Source organism: Brevundimonas sp., from assembly GCF_046295075.1.
Taxonomy (GTDB): Bacteria; Pseudomonadota; Alphaproteobacteria; order Caulobacterales; family Caulobacteraceae; genus Brevundimonas.
Map to the genome: position 1 here is coordinate 114,137 of NZ_JBKBOC010000006.1, position 16,565 is coordinate 130,701.

The following is a 16,565-nucleotide window of genomic DNA, read 5'->3' on the forward strand; positions in this document are numbered from 1 at the left end:
TGATCGCCATGGTGGTCGGTTACGTGGTCCTGAAGGGGCTGTAGGCCGGTCGCGTCGGGGAGCGGTGCGATGAGCGATGACAGATTGGTCGCCGCCGACGCCGCCCCCGGCGAAGCCTATGACCGCGCGCTGCGGCCCCAGACACTGGCGGAGTTCGTCGGGCAGTCGCAGGCCAAGGGCAATCTGAAGGTCTTCATCGACGCCGCGCGCGGGCGGGCCGAGGCGCTGGACCATGTGCTGCTGTTCGGACCGCCAGGCTTGGGCAAGACGACGCTGGCGCAGATCGTGGCGCGCGAGCTGGGCGTGGGGTTCCGGGCGACGTCGGGGCCGATCCTGGCCAAGGCCGGCGATCTGGCGGCGATCCTGACCAATCTGGAACCGCGCGACGTCCTGTTCATCGACGAGATCCACCGGATGAGCCCGCTGGTGGAGGAGATCCTGTATCCGGCGATGGAGGACCATGTGCTGGATCTGATCATCGGCGAGGGGCCGTCGGCGCGCTCGGTGCGGATCGACCTGGCGCCCTTTACGCTGGTCGGGGCGACGACGCGGGCGGGGCTGCTGGCGACGCCGCTGAGGGACCGTTTCGGGATTCCGCTGCGGCTGGAATTCTACAGCCCCGAAGAACTGACGGCGGTGGTGCGGGGCACGGCGCGCAAGATGGGCGCGGCCATCGACGAAGAAGGCGCGCGCGAGATCGCGTCACGGGCGCGGGGCACGCCGCGCATCGCCGGGCGTCTGTTGCGCCGGGTGCGTGACTTTGCGTCTGCCGAAGGGGCGGAGACGATCTCCAAAATGGTGGCGGCGCGGGCGCTGGCGCGGCTGGAGGTTGACGAGGCCGGGCTGGACAGTCTGGACCGGCGGTTCCTGAAGGCGCTGATCGAGAACTATGGCGGCGGGCCGGTCGGGATGGACACGCTAGCGGCCGCGATCGCCGAGGCGCGCGACGCGGTCGAGGACGTGATTGAACCTTATCTGATGCAACAGGGCTTCATCATGCGCACGCCGCGTGGACGGGTGGCCTGCGCCAAGGCCTATGCGCACCTGGGCCTGAGCGCGCCTGCGCCGCCGGCCGCCGGGCCAATACCGGGCGACCTGTTCGAATGAGGATTGCCTTCGATCCGGGCAAGGATGCGAGCAATCGCGAGAAGCATGGATTGTCGTTGGCCCGTGCCGGCGAAATCGATCTCCGCGCCGCCTTCGTGCTTGCGGACGAGCGTCAGGATTACGGCGAGCCACGATGGCGGGCCTATGGTATGTTGGATGGGCGGCTGCACATGCTGGCCTTCACCTTCCGGGACGGGACGTTGAGGGCCATCAGTCTGCGGCGCGCGAACGCCAAGGAGAACAAACGCTATGGCTGATCCGAAACTCAGCCTTGATCCGAGCGACTATGTGGATGTCGAGATCGACGATCAGGACAACCCGGAATGGACCCAAGAGGACTTCGCCAAGGCGCAGCCGCTGCGAGACGTGTTGCCTGACCTGTATGCTCAACTCGATGCCGAGCGCGAGGTGGGATTGAAACTGCCCGCCGCCACCATTCGCGCCTTCGCCGAAGAGGGCGAAGACTGGCGCGAGCGGATGGCCGATGCGCTGACGGAAGCGGCGCGCAAGAAGCACGCGGCCTGACGCAGGGCTGATCGGTAGCCTGATCTCCGATAGGCGGTTGCCAAGCGGGGCGGGCGGGGGTTTGCTGGGGGCGAACCGGAGCCGTCCCATGATCCTGCGCACCTTGGCCGTTATGGCGTTTGCGGTCGGCTTGACGGCGTTGGCTCCGACTGCGAAGGCGGCGGCGCCGGTGTTCACCGACAAACCCTGTCCGAGCGACTGGCCGACGGGTCTGCGCGAGGTGCGGTGCGGAACCCTGACGGTGGACGAGGCGCGCGACGGGTCGGTCAGCGACCGGCGCATCGACATCGCCGTGGTGATCGTCAAGGCCAGCGCGCCGTTCAAGGACGTCTCGGGCCAGGCGCTGCCGCCGATGGTGATGTTCCATGGCGGGCCGGGCGGGGCGTTGACGCCGGGGGCGGGCCGGATGCTGGGGGCGTTGCGCCGCAATCCCGAGGCCTTCGCGGTGGATCAGGACGTAATCCTGTTCGACCAGCGCGGCGGCGGGGCGAGCAGGCCGTCGATGGATTGTCCGGGGGTGCAGCTGACCGATGCGGGGCCGCCGTCCGATGCGGACCGCGACGGGCTGATCGCCTGTCTGAAGGGGTATCAGGCGCAGGGCGTCGATCTGAACCAGTACAACGCCGCCGCCATCGCCGACGACGTGAAGGACATGGTCCAGGCGCTGGGCCTGACGAAGATCGACCTGTGGGGCGGATCGTACGGGCCGCGCATCGAGGCCGCCGTCATCACCCACCAGCCCCAGATCGTGCGCGCCGCCGTGATGGACAGCCCCTGGCCGCCCGAGGGCAACTGGGCCGTCGGCACGCCGGAACAGGTGTCGGCGGCGGTGAAGATCATCCTGGCCAAATGCGTGGCCCAGACGGCGTGTGCGGCGCAGCATCCGAACCTTCAGGCGCGGTTCGAGGCCGAGGCGCGCAAATGGCTGGCGGGACCGGTGACGGGCAAGGACGGGCGGACGTTCACCGTCGACGACCTGTCGGCCTTTCTGATGGACACGACATACAGCGCGACGGGGGTGCGGGGGCTGCCGGTCGATCTGGACAAGATCATCGCCGGCGACCTGAGCCCGGTCGCCGAGATCGCCGAGGACCGGACCTATTATTTCGAGGGCCAGCACATGGCGCACCTTTGCAAGGAGGAGCTGCCGTTCGAGTCTAGGGCGCGGCTGGTCGCGGGCGCCGCGGGTGATCCGGTGGCCGAGGTTTTGGTCCCGTCTCTGTCGCGTCTGTTCGACATCTGTGCGGCGGTGGGAGAGCGGCCGGCGAAGCCGATCGAGAACCTGCCGGTCCAGACCGACATCCCGACCCTGTTCGTCGCCGCCGAGATCGATCCGGGCTGTCCGCCGCCCCTGACCGAGGCGGCCGCCAAGGGCTATTCCCACAGCCAGGTGGTGATCGTGACCAACGCCACCCACGGCGTGATCAACGCCAGCCCCTGCACCCGCAAGATGGCACGCGACTTCCTGCGTGATCCGTCCAGGCCGGTGGATCGCAGCTGCCTGCCGGCCGCCGATACGCCGCTGGACTTCACCCAGGATGCGCCCGTCGCATGAGGATGACGCCGCATCGCAGCCCGCGACAGCGGTGGACGATGATCGCGGCGGCGGTCGTTCTGGCCCTGTGCGCCGTCGCCGCCTGGGTCGCGACGCGGCCGGCGAACACGTCCTCGCCGGAGCCGGCCTCGACACGGGTCACGCGTCAGATCCGTATCCAGGCGGGCCCCGGCGCCGAGCTGCGCTATGCCGAGGCCGGCCAGAGGCGGGCGGTGTGCGGCTATATGGGGCGGGTCGCGGGCGGGCCGGCGGTCGGCTTCGTGTCGATCCCCAACCGCATCCTGTTCAGCGACGATCCCCTGCCGACCGAGTTTCGCGAAATGCGCCAGCGGTATTGCCCCGGCTTTTTGGAGCGGCCCAAGCCGTCTCCCTTGCGCTAGACTGAACGGATGAGCATCGACCTTCCCACCGCCGGCCGTTTCGAGGGGCGAGATCACCTGTTGCCGGTGCGCGTCTATTACGAGGACACCGATTTCACCGGCCTGGTCTATCATGCCAACTATGTGCGCTATTTCGAGCGGGGGCGGTCCGACTTCCTGCGCGCCATCGGGGTGGGGCACGCCGACCTGCTGGAAGAGGCGGAGCCCCTGGCCTTCGTCGTGGCCGAGATGAACATCAAATATTTGAAGCCCGCGCGGATCGACGACGCCTTGGTGGTGCGCACGATCTACGAAGAGGTGAAGGGGGTGCGGCTGATCATCCGTCAGAGCGTGGAGCGGGCGGGCGAGGTGCTGTGCCGGGCCGAGGTGACGGCGGTCTGCATTCATCTGGATGGACGGCCGCGCCGACCCTCCAAGGGGCTGATCGAGAAGGTGACGCCGTGGCTGGCGGCGGGCGCCGGCGCCGATTAAAGTTCGCTCAAACGAGGGGAAACGTCATGGCTGCCGAAACCTACAAGATGTCCACCAGCGCGGTGATCGTGACGGTCCTGCTGTTCCTGCTGCTGATCGGCGGCGGGCTGGTGGGCTGTCCCTATTACAAGGTCTGGGAACGCAAGATGGCGGGCCAGGCCGAGCTGCAATACCAGCAGGGCGCGCGCCAGGCGCTGATCGCGCAGGCCGCCGCAGAAGACGAGGCGGCGATCAAACGGGCCGAGGCGGCGACGCGCCGGGTGCTGGGCTGGACCGATGCGGCCAAGCGCGGCTGCGCCGAACTGGGCCGGGCCGGAGACCGCCTGTGCGAGGAACAGCTGCTGCGCGACGCCGCCACCTATTCCATCGCCAAGGAAGGCCACGAGGGCGTGATTATCAGCGTCGGCGCCCCGGTGGCCGTCGCGGTCGATCCGACGCGTGGATCGGGCGCGGAATAACCCTCTGTTAACCCTTATGACGCGCCTGTCAGATGACGGGCGATCGGGTCGGAGCTAAACGGGCCGCACGCCACACAATGGTCACGTCCGCTGGGTCGAAGAGGGCGTGAACGAACTCGATTCCGCCCGGAGCGCCTGAATGACAATGCCCGTCGACGCCTCGATGATGAACCCCGTCGAGCTGTTCATGACCGCCGACTGGGTGGTGAAGACGGTGATGATCGGTCTGGCGGCGGCCTCGATCTGGTCGTGGACCATCATCATCGACAAGGCGGTGCGGTTCACGGCGCTGAACAAACAGGCCGACGACTTCGAAAAGGCGGTCCAGTCGGGCCGGTCGCTGGAGGATGTCGCGGCCCAGGCCGGGCCGGCGCCGGACCACGCCCTGCCGCGCATGCTGGTGATCGCCCTGTCGGACTGGCGCGAGGCGCGTCAGCGGGGTGCGCTGAACGAACACCAGGGCGACCTGTTGATGACCCGCATCGACCGGGCGATGAACAGTCTGATCACGCGCGAGAGCCAGCGGATCGAGAACGGTCTGGGCGTGCTGTCGGTGGTGGCCACGGCCTCGCCCTTCATCGGCCTGTTCGGCACGGTGTGGGGCATCATGAATGCGTTCGGCCGTATCGCGGCGGCGGGCAACACCAATCTGACGACCGTGGCGCCGGCCATTGCGGAAGCCTTGTTCGCCACGGCCATCGGCCTGGCGGCGGCCATTCCGGCCTATATCGCCTACAACAAGTTCTCGATCGACGCGGGCAAGTTCTCGAACCGGCTGGAGGCGTTCGCGGACGACCTGCAGGCCGCCGTGGCGCGCCGCCTGGGCAGCCCCTCGGCCCCGCCGCCTCCGCCCGTGGCGTCCAGCGACCTCAGCCTGAAGCGGGGCGGCTGAGCCATGGCGCTGGGCGGTGGTTCGAGCGGCGGCGGAGGGCGTCGCGGTCGGCGGGGGCGCAAGGGCCCGCTGACCGAGATCAACGTCACGCCCCTGGTGGACGTGATGCTGGTGCTGCTGATCATCTTCATGATCTCGGCGCCGTTGCTGACGGTCGGGGTGCCGGTCGAACTGCCCAAGACCGAGGCCAGTGCGGTCGAGATCAAGTCGGAACCCCTGTCGGTCAGCATCGACCAGCAGGGGGCGATCTTCGTCGGCGACAGCGAGACGGCGTTTGACGCCCTGTCGACGCGCCTGCTGACCGAGGCCGGGGGCGCGGAACAGGCGGCCGAGCGGCCGGTGTTCGTGCGGGCCGACGGGCGCGCGCCCTATCAGGCGGTGGCGCGGGTGATGGCGCGGCTGAGCGCGTCCGGCTTCACCAAGCTGAACCTGATCACCGACACGGCGCCGGAGGCCTGAGCCCCTTGCGTCGTCCGAGCCCCGCGATCCTCGGATCCCTCGCCCTGCACGCCGGGGTGATCGCGCTCGCCTTCATGACGTTTTCGCACAAGGTGGACGAGGACGAGACGCCGCTGGTGGCCTCGGTGCCGGTGACCATCGTCTCGGAAGAGGTCGTCCAGGCGGCGCCGGCCGACAATCCGCAGCCCGAACCCTCGCCCGACGACGCCGCGACCGCGCCGGTGCAGCAGCCCGACCCCGTGCCGCCGACGCCCCAGCCGACACCGCCCCAGCCCGCGCCGCGTCCGACCCCGACGCCGCCACGGCCCACGCCGGCGCGCCCCACGCCTGCTCCAACGCCGACGCCCACGCCGCGCCCGACCCCGCCGCGCCCGACGCCCCCTCGGCCGCAACCGCCCACGCCTGCGCCGGCGACCAAGGCCCCGACCAATCCACGTCCGGCGACGCCCGCGCCCGCCCGTCCGGCCCCGCAACGGCCCGAGCCGAGCCTGGACCTGGATGCGCTGGCTGGACCGACGCGTCCGACCAACAATCGCGGAAGGCCGGCGACGGGTCAGCAGGGGGCGGGAACGGCGTCTCAGGCTGTTGGCAGAGCCGACCTTCAAGCTTTGGGAGCTCAAGTTCGTCCGCCGCAACTGAACTGCGATTTGCCGGGAGCAGACTCAACATTGGTTAGAGTTCTGGTTCGACTAAACAGCAGGGGGCGGATTGTCGGTTCGCCTCGCATCCAGGGGGCGCGCAATCCAATTTCTGAACGCGTTGTTCAAGCGATTTTGGCGTCTCAGCCCTTCAACATGCCGAACGGCTATGAAGAGCAAGATTTGCCGTTCGTATTCAATACCTCAACGTGGTGCTGATTTGCTGTTACGGCTCGAAAACGCCTTATTGGCCGTCAAGCTGTCTGCGGATGTTCCGCGCTTGCCGTTCGTCTGATTGAAGAGGGAGATTCTGGTGAAGCTAAGAACCTGCATCGGTATCGCAATGATGGCGATAGTTGCGCCTGTGAGTGCGGTCGCCCAAACAAATCCACCATCTCAGACTGCTGACATCGTTATCAACCAAGCAGATTTGCGCGCCCTTCAGGTCGCGGTCGTGCCGTTTGCGGGGACGCATGGGGCGGACATCTCGAACGTGGTCAGCGGCAATCTGAAGCGGTCGGGCTTCTTCGAGCCGTTGAACCCGTCCAGCTTCATCGAGACGGGGCTGACGCTGGCCAATGCGCCCAACTTTCCGCAGTGGACCCAGATCGGGGCGCAAGCGGTGCTGTACGGCGGGGTGACGACGCGCGGCGACGGGCGGCTGGACGTGGGCTTCCGCCTGTATGATCCGTATCGCCAGTGCCAGCTGGTCAGCTATCAGTTCACGGCGACCCAGGAACAATGGCGCCGGATCGCGCACAAGATTTCCGACGTCATCTATCAGCGGATGACGGGCGAATCCGGCTTCTTCGATTCGCGCGTGATCTTCGTGTCCGAAGAGGGCACGCAGTTGAACCGGATCAACCGCCTGACCATCGCCGACCAGGACGGGTTCAACCCGACCTATCTGACGCAAGGCGACGAGGTGATCATGTCGCCGCGCTTCTCGCTGTCGCAGCCGGACGAGATCACCTATGTGGCGCTGGGCAAGGATTACAGCCGCATCTACCTGTACAATCTGACGACCGGCCGACGCGAGAGCCTGGGCGAGTTCGACGGTCAGGTGCTGGCGCCGCGCTTCTCCAACGACGGCAACAAGATCGCCTTCTCGATCATCCGGGGCGGCAATACCGACGTCTATGTGATGGATTTGCGCAGCCGCCAGATCACGCGCCTGACCAACGATCCGGGCATCGACACCTCGCCCTCGTTCAGCCCGGACGGCAGCCAGATCGTCTTCACCTCGGACCGTTCGGGTTCGGCGCGCCTGTATGTCATGCGCTCGGACGGATCGGGCCAGCGGCCGATCTCGCGCGGGGGCGGCCTGTATACGGCGCCGTCGTGGAGCCCGACCGGCAATCTGATCGCCTTCACCAAACAGGGCGGGGGCCAGTTCTCGACCGGGGTGATGAACGCGGACGGTTCGGGCGAGCGCATCCTGTCGTCCAGCTATTTCGAGGAAGGCCCGAACTGGGCGCCCAACGGCCGCTACGTCATGTTCGCGCGCCAGACGCGCGGCGGCGATACGCGTCTGTGGACCGTGGACCTGTCGGGTCGGATGGTGTCGCAGGCGGGCTATAACGGGCGCGGCACCGACCCCGCCTGGTCGCCGCTGCTGGACCGCCCGCCGACCAATCTGGGCATGAACCAGGGCGCGGACGCCTGTCCGTCATAAACACTGCGCCGATCACTTCGGAGCCTTAAAGCTGAACTGTGCGTTATCGCCTCTGGCGCCGAAAAATCGCCCAAGGCAGACAGTAACGCCAAGCTTGAGGGCTGCGGCCTCGCATACGAAACACCGTCAGGAGACGACCTCATGAAGACTTCCCGCATTCTCAAGCTGGCGATGGTGGGCTGCGCCGTCGCCGCCATGGCCGCCTGCACCCGCAAGCCCCCGGTCGAGACCGGCGTGCCTGGTCCCAACGACGGCACGACGCAGCCGACGGGCCCCGCCTATCCGACCGCCCCGACCGGCCCCGTCACCGGTGGCGAGATGGGTTCGGCCGCGCCGGGCACCGAACAGGACTTCGTCGTCAACGTCGGCGACCGCATCTATTTCGACCTGGACTCCTATGAGGTCCGTCCCGAGGCCATGCCGCGCCTGGACGCCCAGGCCCAGTGGCTGCAACGCTATCCGCAGGTCACGATCCGCATCGAAGGCAACGCCGACGAACGCGGCACGCGCGAATACAACCTGGCCCTGGGCGCGCGCCGCGCCGAGTCGGTGCGGACCTATCTGATCAACCGGGGCATTCCGGCGGGCCGGATCGACACCATCAGCTTCGGCAAGGAACGGCCGATCGCGGAAGGGTCGAGCGAAGATTCGTTCGCCCGCAACCGCAACGCCCACACCGCCATCGTGTCGGGCGCGCCGCGCTAAACATCGGCTGAGAAGACAGAGCAAAGGGGCGTCGGCTGCAAGGCCGGCGCCTCTTTTCGTTTCGGCGCTTGTCCTGACGCCGGGCGGGCGGCAAGAACGTCGCCGTAAGGATCGGGGGATCAGGACATGGACATCGAAGGGGCGGGCGGCGCCGTCACGGGCGGCCTGGTCGCGGGCGCGATCGAGACGCCGACGGGCAAGGCGGGCGAGGTCCATGCCCACGGGGTCTGTTCAGACTGCGGCGCGCAGACCAGCGGCAACTTCTGCGCTGAGTGTGGCCAGCCGACCCACGTCCACCGCACCCTGCTGCACCTGGGCGAAGAGCTGCTGCACGGGGTCATGCATTTCGACGCCCGCATCTGGCGCACCCTGCCGCTGCTGTGGCTGAACCCCGGCCGGCTGACGCGCGAGTGGGTCGAGGGCAAGCGGTCGCGCTATGTCTCGCCGCTGGCGATCTTCCTGTTCACCCTGTTCGTGATGTTCTTCGCGCTCAGCTTCATGCCGCACCCCGAATCGAAGACCGGCGAGGCGGCTGACATGAGCGAGCGGATCGCCGCCCAGCGCGTCGGTCTGGCCGAGGCCGAAAAGGCGCTGGTGCAGCTGCGCGCCGAGAGCGCAGCCCAGCCTGCCCCGACGATGCAGATGGCGATCAACGCCGGACAGAAGCTGGTCGACGACCGACGCGCGGCCTTGGCCCGGCTGGAGGTCGAACAGCGTGACGGCCGCGCCGACGGGCTGAAGCCCGGCAGCTGGCAGGCCAGCATCAAGGATATGGCGACCGGCGAAGCCGGCGAGACCAAGCTGAAGGTCGTCGGCCAGGACGCGAACAAGGAAGGCCACGGCGTCGGCGCCACGGTGCTGAAGAAGCTGCAGAACCCGGACCTGGCGTTCTATAAATTGCAGCAGACGATGTACAAGTTCGCCTTCCTGCTGGTGCCGCTGTCGATCCCGTTCGTGGCCCTGCTGTTCCTGTGGAAGCGCGGGTTCACCCTGTACGACCACGGGGTCTATGTCCTGTATTCGCTGACCTTCATGGCCATGCTGCTGATGTTGATGGTGCTGTCGGCGACGCTTGCGGGGTGGCTGGGTCAGATCGTCATCACCCTGGGGGTGCTGGCCGTGCCGGTGCATATGTTCGCCCAGATGAAGGGCGCCTATTCGTTGTCGTGGTTCTCGGCCCTGTGGCGGACGACGGCGTTGTTGGTGTTCTGCAACATCGTGGTCGGCCTGTTCGTCACGGCCATCGTCTATCTGGGCCTGGGTCACTGAAGACTGGCCTTGCGGCGGCCCCAAATCGGTGAAAGCTAGAGGTATGTCCAAGCTCTCGATCTCCCGTGTTCACCTTCTCGCCGCCGCCGCCCTCGGGGTGTTCCTGATCGGCGGCGGCGCCGTCGCGCAACAGGCCCAGCCCAACATCATGGAGCGGACCGAGTGGGACAATCGCCGGCTGGACCAGCTGGACCGCAATGTGCGCCGGCTGGAGCGCGCCCTGACCCAGAGGAACGCCGCCGGTCAGCCGGTGCTGGTCGAGCCGGACCCCGAGGTGGTGACGCTGCAGGGGCAATTCGCCCTGATGGATCGTCGGCTGGGCGACCTGGAGGCCACGGTGCGCCGGATCAACGGCGACAACGAGCGGCTGACGTTCCAGCTAGATGAGGCCACGCGCGACAACCAGGCCCTGACTGCACGTTTGACCGAGACCGAGGCGCGTCTCCAGAAGCTGGAGGCGGCGGCCGAGCTGAATGCGCCGATCGAGGCGACCTCGCCGACCGGGGATGCGACGCGGGATCTGGCGGCGGCGGTGGCCCTGCTGTCCACGGACAAGCCGCGCGGCGAACGGGCGCTGGAGACGGTGATCGCGGCCTGGCCCGATACGCCGCAGTCGCGTGAGGCCAACTCGCGCCTGGGCGACCTGCGGGTCGCGGCGAACGACAAGGCGGGGGCGGTGCCCTATTACGCCGCCGCGCTGAAGGACTGGCCGCGCATCGGCTGGGCGGCGGACACGACGCTGAAACTGGCCGACGCCCTGTTTTCGACCCAGAGGAAGCCGCAGGGCTGTGCCGCCCTGGGTGAGTTCACGCGCCGCTATGCGCCCGCCGCCTCGGACCCGCAAAAGGCGCGGGCGGCCCAGTTGAAGACCACGGGCGGGTGCGCCTGACGCCCGACAATGATCTGACGGCGCGAGCGTTCACGCGGCTGGATGCGCGACTGACGACAGAGGCGGAGCGGCCGGTGGCGCTGGCCCTGTCGGGGGGCGGGGATTCCGTCGCCCTGTTGCGGCTGGCGACCGACTGGGCGCGGTCGCGCGGGCGGTCTGTGCTGGCCCTGACCGTCGATCATCGCCTGAATGCGGAGAGCGGCGGCTGGACCGCGTTCGCCGCCCAGGCTGCGCGGGCGGCGGGGGCGGACTGGCGCGGGCTGAGCTGGGACGGGGACAAGCCGAAGACCGGTCTGACGGCGGCGGCGCGGGCGGCGCGGCATGGGCTGATCGCCGATGCTGCGCGCGAGGCCGGGGCGCGGGTCGTGCTGTTCGCCCACACCGCCGACGACATCGCCGAGGCCGATCTGATGCGGGCGCAAGGCTCGACGCTGGGGCGGGTCCGCGAATGGTCGCCGTCGCCGGCCTGGCCGCAGGGGCAGGGGCTGATGCTGCTGCGGCCTCTACTGGGCGAACGGCGCGGGGTGTTGCGGGACTGGCTGTCGGGGCAGGGGGCGGACTGGATCGAGGACCCCGCCAACGCAGATCCCAGGTTCGGACGCAGCCGGGCGCGGCAGGCTCTGGTGGGGGCGGTCCCTGAAACACCGGATGCGGTGCGGGTCGGCGCGGGCGGGCGTCCGACGATGGACGGCGAGGCGATGGCAAGGGTGGACCGCGACATTGGAGCGCGGGCGCTGGCGGCGGCCCTGGTCTGCGTCGGCGGCGGGGCGACGCCGCCGCGTGGGGCGCGGTTGCAGGCTCTGACGGCGCGGCTGAAGGTGGGCGAGGATTTCGCTGCGACCCTGTGCGGCGCGCGGATCGAGGCGGCCGGCGATGGGGTGCGGGTGATGCGCGAGGCGGGCGAGCTGGGGCGGCGCGGGATCGCGTCGATGGTGCTGACGCCGGGCGTCGAGGCGGTGTGGGACGGGCGTTTCGCCTTACGCGCTGAACACCCTGGCTGGTCGGTCGTGGCGGCGCGGGGGCGGTTGGCGAGCCTGTCGGACGCCGACAGGGCCTGGATCAATCGCCTGCCGGCGGCGACGCGCGGGGCCTGGCCTGTGCTGGTCCGGGACGGGGGTCTGGCGCCGGTTCTTGCAGGCGAAGGGGTTGAACGGCGCGCGCTTGTCGCGGAACGGCTCAGGCTGGCGCTGGACGAAACGACGCACGAAGACGACCTGATTTCCGCCACCCGATAGCGTAACGCTGATTAAGCTCCTATTTTCCCAGGCAGACACATCCAGACCGTCGACCCACTCGGGTTCGCGGACGACCGAGGACCTCAATGAACCTGCGTAATCTGGCGATCACCGGCGTGATCATCCTGGCGCTTCTGGCGGGCTATGCGGCCCTGTCCCAGGGCGGCGCCATGAACGGCGTGGCGGGCCAGCCGCCCGGCGGCAAACCCGAAGTGATGAGCTATTCCGAACTGGTGCAGCGGGTGAACGCCGGCGACGTCAAACAGGTGACCATCCGCCTGGACAAGGTGAACGGCGAGCTGAAGAACGGCGAACGCTTCACCTCCACCACCGTCTATCCCAACGAACAGCTGGTGGCCCAGATGCTGGCGGCCAACGTCGAGATCGACGCCAAGTCGGGCGGCCAGTCGATCTGGATGAGCCTGCTGTTGGGCATCCTGCCGATCGCGCTGCTGATCGGGGTGTGGATCTTCTTCATGCGCCAGATGCAGGGCGGGGCGAAGGGCGCCATGGGCTTCGGCAAGTCCAAGGCCAAGCTGCTGACCGAGCACAAGGGCCGCAAGACCTTCGATGACGTCGCCGGCGTGGACGAAGCCAAGGACGAACTGCAGGAGGTCGTCGACTTCCTGAAGGATCCCGGCAAGTTCCAGCGTCTAGGCGGCAAGATCCCCAAGGGCGCGCTTCTGGTGGGCCCTCCCGGCACCGGCAAGACGCTGCTGGCCCGTGCGGTCGCAGGCGAGGCGGGCGTGCCCTTCTTCTCGATCTCGGGCTCGGACTTCGTCGAGATGTTCGTCGGCGTCGGCGCCAGCCGCGTGCGCGACATGTTCGAACAGGCCAAGAAGAATGCGCCCTGCATCATCTTCATCGATGAGATCGACGCCGTGGGGCGCCATCGCGGCGCCGGCCTGGGCGGCGGCAACGACGAGCGCGAACAGACGCTGAACCAGCTGCTGGTCGAGATGGACGGCTTCGAGGCCTCCGAGAACATCATCCTGATCGCCGCCACCAACCGTCCCGACGTGCTGGACCCGGCCCTGCTGCGTCCCGGCCGTTTCGACCGCCAGGTGGTGGTGCCGAACCCGGATGTCTCGGGCCGCGAACGCATCCTGCGCGTCCACATGAAGGACGTGCCCCTGGCCGCCGACGTGAACACCAAGACCATCGCGCGCGGCACGCCCGGCTTCTCGGGCGCCGACCTGGCGAATCTGGTCAACGAGGCGGCTCTGACGGCGGCCCGCAAGGACCGTCGCATGGTCACCCAGCGCGACTTCGAGGACGCCAAGGACAAGGTGCTGATGGGCGCCGAGCGTCGCTCCATGGCCATGAACGAGGAAGAAAAGCGCCTGACTGCCTATCATGAGGCCGGTCACGCCATCGTCGCCATGAACGTCAAGATGGCCGACCCGGTGCACAAGGCGACCATCGTCCCGCGCGGCCGAGCGCTGGGCATGGTGATGCAGTTGCCGGAAGGCGACCGCTATTCGATGAAATACCAGCAGATGATCGACCGGATCGCCATCATGGCCGGTGGTCGCGTCGCCGAGGAGCTGATCTTCGGCAAGGAGAACATCACCTCGGGCGCCTCGTCGGACATCGAACAGGCGACCAAGCTGGCGCGCGCCATGGTCACGCGCTGGGGCTTCTCCGAGAAGCTGGGCACGGTGGCTTACGGCGAGAACCAGGAAGAGGTCTTCCTGGGTCACTCGGTCGCCCGCAGCCAGAACGTCTCGGAAGAGACGGCGCGCACCATCGACGAAGAGGTTCGTCGTCTGGTGTCCGCAGGCTGGGACGATGCGCGTCGCATCCTGACCACCAAGGCCGAGGACCACGAGAAACTGTCCCAGGCCCTGCTGGAATACGAGACGATGTCGGGCGAGGAGATCAAGGACCTGCTGGAGAAGGGCGTCGCGCCGAACCGCGACGAGAACAACTTCCCCAACGCCGGACCTTCGGTCTCGGTGCCGGTGACGCCGGTGTCGGACGGAACCGACATCGAGGTCCCGGTCGCTGCACCCGCCGCGACCAGCGTGCCGACGGTTCACTGAACCGAGGTTCAGGTCTGAAGACGATGAACCCGCCGGGAGAGCGATCTCCCGGCGGGTTTTTCTTTGGGGTGGAGAGCCGGCGCGTGGCGGCGATGTCGGAGCGACGCCCTGCTCCCCACTTCGTCATCCTAGGCCTGGTGCCTAGGATACAGAGACTCAGGCGGTGGGGACGGCCGCACATCGCCGCCCATGCCTCACTCCATGCAACGGGAGTCTGGATCCTAGGCACAAGGCCTAGGATGACGGCTATGGAGTGATAAAACGAACAAGTTTGCATTGCAGACTAGTCTGTGAGATATGGCGACCTCAATCTGAGGAGGGGTTGTCATGTCGGCATTTGAAACGGGTCAAGCCGAGCGGCTGCACGGGCTCGATGCGCTGCGGGCGGGTGCGCTGTTGCTGGGCGTCGTACTGCACGCAAGCCTGTCGTTCTTCCCGCAGCAGATCTGGATCGTGGCGGACGACAGTCGATCGATCGGCGCGGCGTGGCTGTTCTTCGCCATCCACCTGTTTCGCATGACGGCCTTCTTCCTGATCGCCGGCCTGTTCGCCCACATGATGCTGGCGCGACGGGGATGGGCCGGATTCGCCAAGGACCGGGCGATGCGGATCGCCGGGCCGCTGGCGGCCTTCTGGTTTCCGGTCATGGCGGGGATCGTCACGGCACTGGTCTGGAACGCCCATGCCAACGGTCTGGTCACGCCGGGCGCGCCGCCGCCCCCGCCGCCGACCTACGACTGGACCAATTTCCCGCTGACCCATCTGTGGTTCCTGTGGGTGCTGACCCTGTTCTACGCCGCCGTGCTGATCCTTCGCGCGGTCCTCTCTGGGGTGGATCGCAAGGGTCGGTCGGGGCCGATCGCAGACAGGATCACCGGCGCCCTGATCGGACCCTGGACGCCCGTCGTCCTGGCCGCGCCGCTGGCCTTGGCGCTGTGGCTGGACCCGAAATGGATCGCCTTCTTCGCCGTGCCGACGCCGGATGCGGGCGTGATCCCGCACGCCTCGGCCCTGGTCGGGTTCGGCCTCGCCTTCGGCCTGGGCTTCATGCTGGACCGTCGGCGCGACCTGCTGGGGCGGATCGCCAGATGGTCGCCGCTGTTCCTGATCGTGGCGGCGATCTCTGGCGTCGCCGCCTATGTCCTGGCGGGCGGACCGAACATTGCGCCGATGACCGCGCCGACCGGCGCCAAGGCGCTGGCCGCCGCCGTGACGGCCCTGGCGGTCTATGCCTCGGCCCTGGCCGCCATGGGGCTGTGCCTGCGGTTCCTGTCGGGGCGCAGCCCGGTCCGGCGCTACCTCTCGGACGCCTCCTACTGGGTCTATATCGTGCACCTGCCGCTGGTCATGCTGGCCCAGGTCTGGGTGCAGGACTGGGCTGGACCGTGGGCGTTGAAACTGGCCGGCGTTTCGCTGGGCGTCTTCGCCGTCTGCCTGGTCTCGTACGAACTGCTGATCCGCCACGGTTTCATGGGGCGGTGGCTGAACGGGCGACGCGCGCCGTGGCGCAACAAGCCGACGCCCGCCCTGGTCCCCGCCGAATAGCTTGCCAACCCCGACGGCGGCGTTCATCCGAGAACGTGCGCCGGTCGCACAGGAATCACCCGATGTCCGACAAGTCTCGCAGCACGCCCGAAGCCGACCTGGCCTTCCTGAAGGCCATCGTCCAGGGCGGGAACAATCCCAAGGCGACCCTGACCCTGGGCGTGGCCTATCTCGCCGGCGGCCTGCTGTATGGGCTGCAGTGCCTGTTCCATGTCGGCCAGGCCGTGGGCTGGGTGCGCTGGCCGGACCTGGCCAATCTGGCTTTCGTGACCGGGATCACCGTCGCCTTCCTGATCGTGCTGACTTGGGCGATCCGCGAGGACCGCAAGCTGGGCACGGCGGGGCCGATCGTGACCCGGACCCTGAACGCGGCCTTCAGCGGCGCGGGCATGGCGAACCTGGCGATCATCATCGTGTTCGGCGTCGGCGCGGCGCGGGACAAGGATTTCGCCGTCTGGCTCTATTATCCGGCGATGATCTTCGCCTTGCAGGCGGCGGCCTGGTTCGTGGCCTGGAACCTCAGGAAGAAGCCCTGGATGTTGGCCGCCTCGATCGGCGGCTGGATCACGGCGGTGGCGCTGGGGCTGCTGGTGCGCGAGCCGGTGATCTATTTGTATGTCTGCACCGCCGCCCTGTTCGCCCTCTTCGCCGGGCCGGGCTGGATCATGACGCGCGCGGCCTTGCAGACGCGCGCCGTCGATGCGGACGTCGGCTGAT

18 protein-coding genes are annotated in these 16,565 nt (G+C 68.0%); 17 read left to right on the forward strand and 1 reads right to left on the reverse strand.

The features are described 5' to 3' along the window. Nucleotides 1–69 precede the first annotated feature (69 nt). The 9 genes from ruvB (at nt 70) to ACK4MH_RS07255 (ending at nt 5,847) form a co-directional block, all read left to right on the forward strand. On the forward strand, nt 70–1,107 hold the full coding sequence (gene ruvB, locus ACK4MH_RS07215) for a Holliday junction branch migration DNA helicase RuvB (protein WP_409716575.1): 1,038 nt from the start codon (nt 70–72) through the stop codon (nt 1,105–1,107). After that, entirely contained in the window at nt 1,104–1,364 is a 261-nt protein-coding gene (locus ACK4MH_RS07220; protein ID WP_409716577.1) for a BrnT family toxin, read from the forward strand. Before ruvB ends, ACK4MH_RS07220 begins: the two co-directional genes overlap by 4 nt. After that, nucleotides 1,357–1,632 (forward strand): BrnA antitoxin family protein, encoded by a 276-nt coding sequence (locus ACK4MH_RS07225; RefSeq protein WP_409716579.1) that lies wholly within the window; start codon nt 1,357–1,359, stop codon nt 1,630–1,632. The genes ACK4MH_RS07220 and ACK4MH_RS07225 overlap by 8 nt, the downstream gene beginning before the upstream one ends. Before the next feature lie 88 nt (nt 1,633–1,720). Beyond that, nucleotides 1,721–3,187, forward strand: a complete 1,467-nt coding sequence (locus tag ACK4MH_RS07230) for an alpha/beta fold hydrolase (RefSeq protein WP_409716581.1) — start codon at nt 1,721–1,723, stop codon at nt 3,185–3,187. Next, nucleotides 3,184–3,567: a hypothetical protein gene (locus tag ACK4MH_RS07235; protein WP_409716583.1), complete on the forward strand. Its 384-nt coding sequence runs from the start codon at nt 3,184–3,186 to the stop codon at nt 3,565–3,567. Before ACK4MH_RS07230 ends, ACK4MH_RS07235 begins: the two co-directional genes overlap by 4 nt. 9 nt (nt 3,568–3,576) lie before the next feature. Then, nucleotides 3,577–4,038, forward strand: a complete 462-nt coding sequence (gene ybgC, locus ACK4MH_RS07240) for a tol-pal system-associated acyl-CoA thioesterase (protein ID WP_409716585.1) — start codon at nt 3,577–3,579, stop codon at nt 4,036–4,038. A gap of 26 nt (nt 4,039–4,064) precedes the next feature. Then, nucleotides 4,065–4,496: a hypothetical protein gene (locus ACK4MH_RS07245; protein WP_409716587.1), complete on the forward strand. Its 432-nt coding sequence runs from the start codon at nt 4,065–4,067 to the stop codon at nt 4,494–4,496. 139 nt (nt 4,497–4,635) lie between these two features. Next, nucleotides 4,636–5,388, forward strand: coding sequence for a protein TolQ (gene tolQ / locus ACK4MH_RS07250; RefSeq protein ID WP_346494221.1), 753 nt, complete (start codon nt 4,636–4,638; stop codon nt 5,386–5,388). A gap of 3 nt (nt 5,389–5,391) precedes the next feature. Continuing rightward, complete coding sequence (locus ACK4MH_RS07255) at nt 5,392–5,847, forward strand: ExbD/TolR family protein (protein ID WP_409716589.1); 456 nt, start codon at nt 5,392–5,394, stop codon at nt 5,845–5,847. Here the strand turns inward: ACK4MH_RS07255 and ACK4MH_RS07260 are convergent. Continuing rightward, nucleotides 5,822–6,277, reverse strand: a complete 456-nt coding sequence (locus ACK4MH_RS07260; RefSeq protein ID WP_409716591.1) for a hypothetical protein — start codon at nt 6,275–6,277, stop codon at nt 5,822–5,824. The two genes, ACK4MH_RS07255 and ACK4MH_RS07260, sit on opposite strands and share 26 nt — an antisense overlap. Before the next feature lie 551 nt (nt 6,278–6,828). Between ACK4MH_RS07260 and tolB the strand changes: the two genes are divergently transcribed. From tolB to ACK4MH_RS07300, 8 genes are all read left to right on the forward strand, one after another. After that, nucleotides 6,829–8,160: a Tol-Pal system beta propeller repeat protein TolB gene (gene tolB, locus ACK4MH_RS07265; protein ID WP_409716683.1), complete on the forward strand. Its 1,332-nt coding sequence runs from the start codon at nt 6,829–6,831 to the stop codon at nt 8,158–8,160. Between the two features lie 141 nt (nt 8,161–8,301). Then, entirely contained in the window at nt 8,302–8,865 is a 564-nt protein-coding gene (pal, locus tag ACK4MH_RS07270; protein ID WP_409716593.1) for a peptidoglycan-associated lipoprotein Pal, read from the forward strand. A gap of 126 nt (nt 8,866–8,991) precedes the next feature. Beyond that, complete coding sequence (locus ACK4MH_RS07275) at nt 8,992–10,134, forward strand: DUF3667 domain-containing protein (protein ID WP_409716595.1); 1,143 nt, start codon at nt 8,992–8,994, stop codon at nt 10,132–10,134. Between the two features lie 43 nt (nt 10,135–10,177). After that, nucleotides 10,178–11,023, forward strand: coding sequence for a tol-pal system protein (locus ACK4MH_RS07280; RefSeq protein WP_409716597.1), 846 nt, complete (start codon nt 10,178–10,180; stop codon nt 11,021–11,023). Next, a complete protein-coding gene (tilS, locus tag ACK4MH_RS07285) occupies nt 11,014–12,258 on the forward strand; it encodes a tRNA lysidine(34) synthetase TilS (RefSeq protein ID WP_409716599.1) in 1,245 nt (414 codons plus the stop codon). Before ACK4MH_RS07280 ends, tilS begins: the two co-directional genes overlap by 10 nt. An 86-nt stretch (nt 12,259–12,344) precedes the next feature. Beyond that, nucleotides 12,345–14,303 carry an ATP-dependent zinc metalloprotease FtsH gene (gene ftsH / locus ACK4MH_RS07290; protein WP_409716601.1) on the forward strand — a complete coding sequence of 653 codons (1,959 nt, stop codon included), beginning with the start codon at nt 12,345–12,347 and terminating at the stop codon, nt 14,301–14,303. A 327-nt stretch (nt 14,304–14,630) separates the two neighbouring features. Beyond that, nucleotides 14,631–15,848: an acyltransferase family protein gene (locus ACK4MH_RS07295; RefSeq protein ID WP_409716603.1), complete on the forward strand. Its 1,218-nt coding sequence runs from the start codon at nt 14,631–14,633 to the stop codon at nt 15,846–15,848. Nucleotides 15,849–15,910: 62 nt separating this feature from the next. Next, on the forward strand, nt 15,911–16,564 hold the full coding sequence (locus ACK4MH_RS07300) for a hypothetical protein (protein ID WP_409716605.1): 654 nt from the start codon (nt 15,911–15,913) through the stop codon (nt 16,562–16,564). Nucleotide 16,565: the final 1 nt, after the last annotated feature.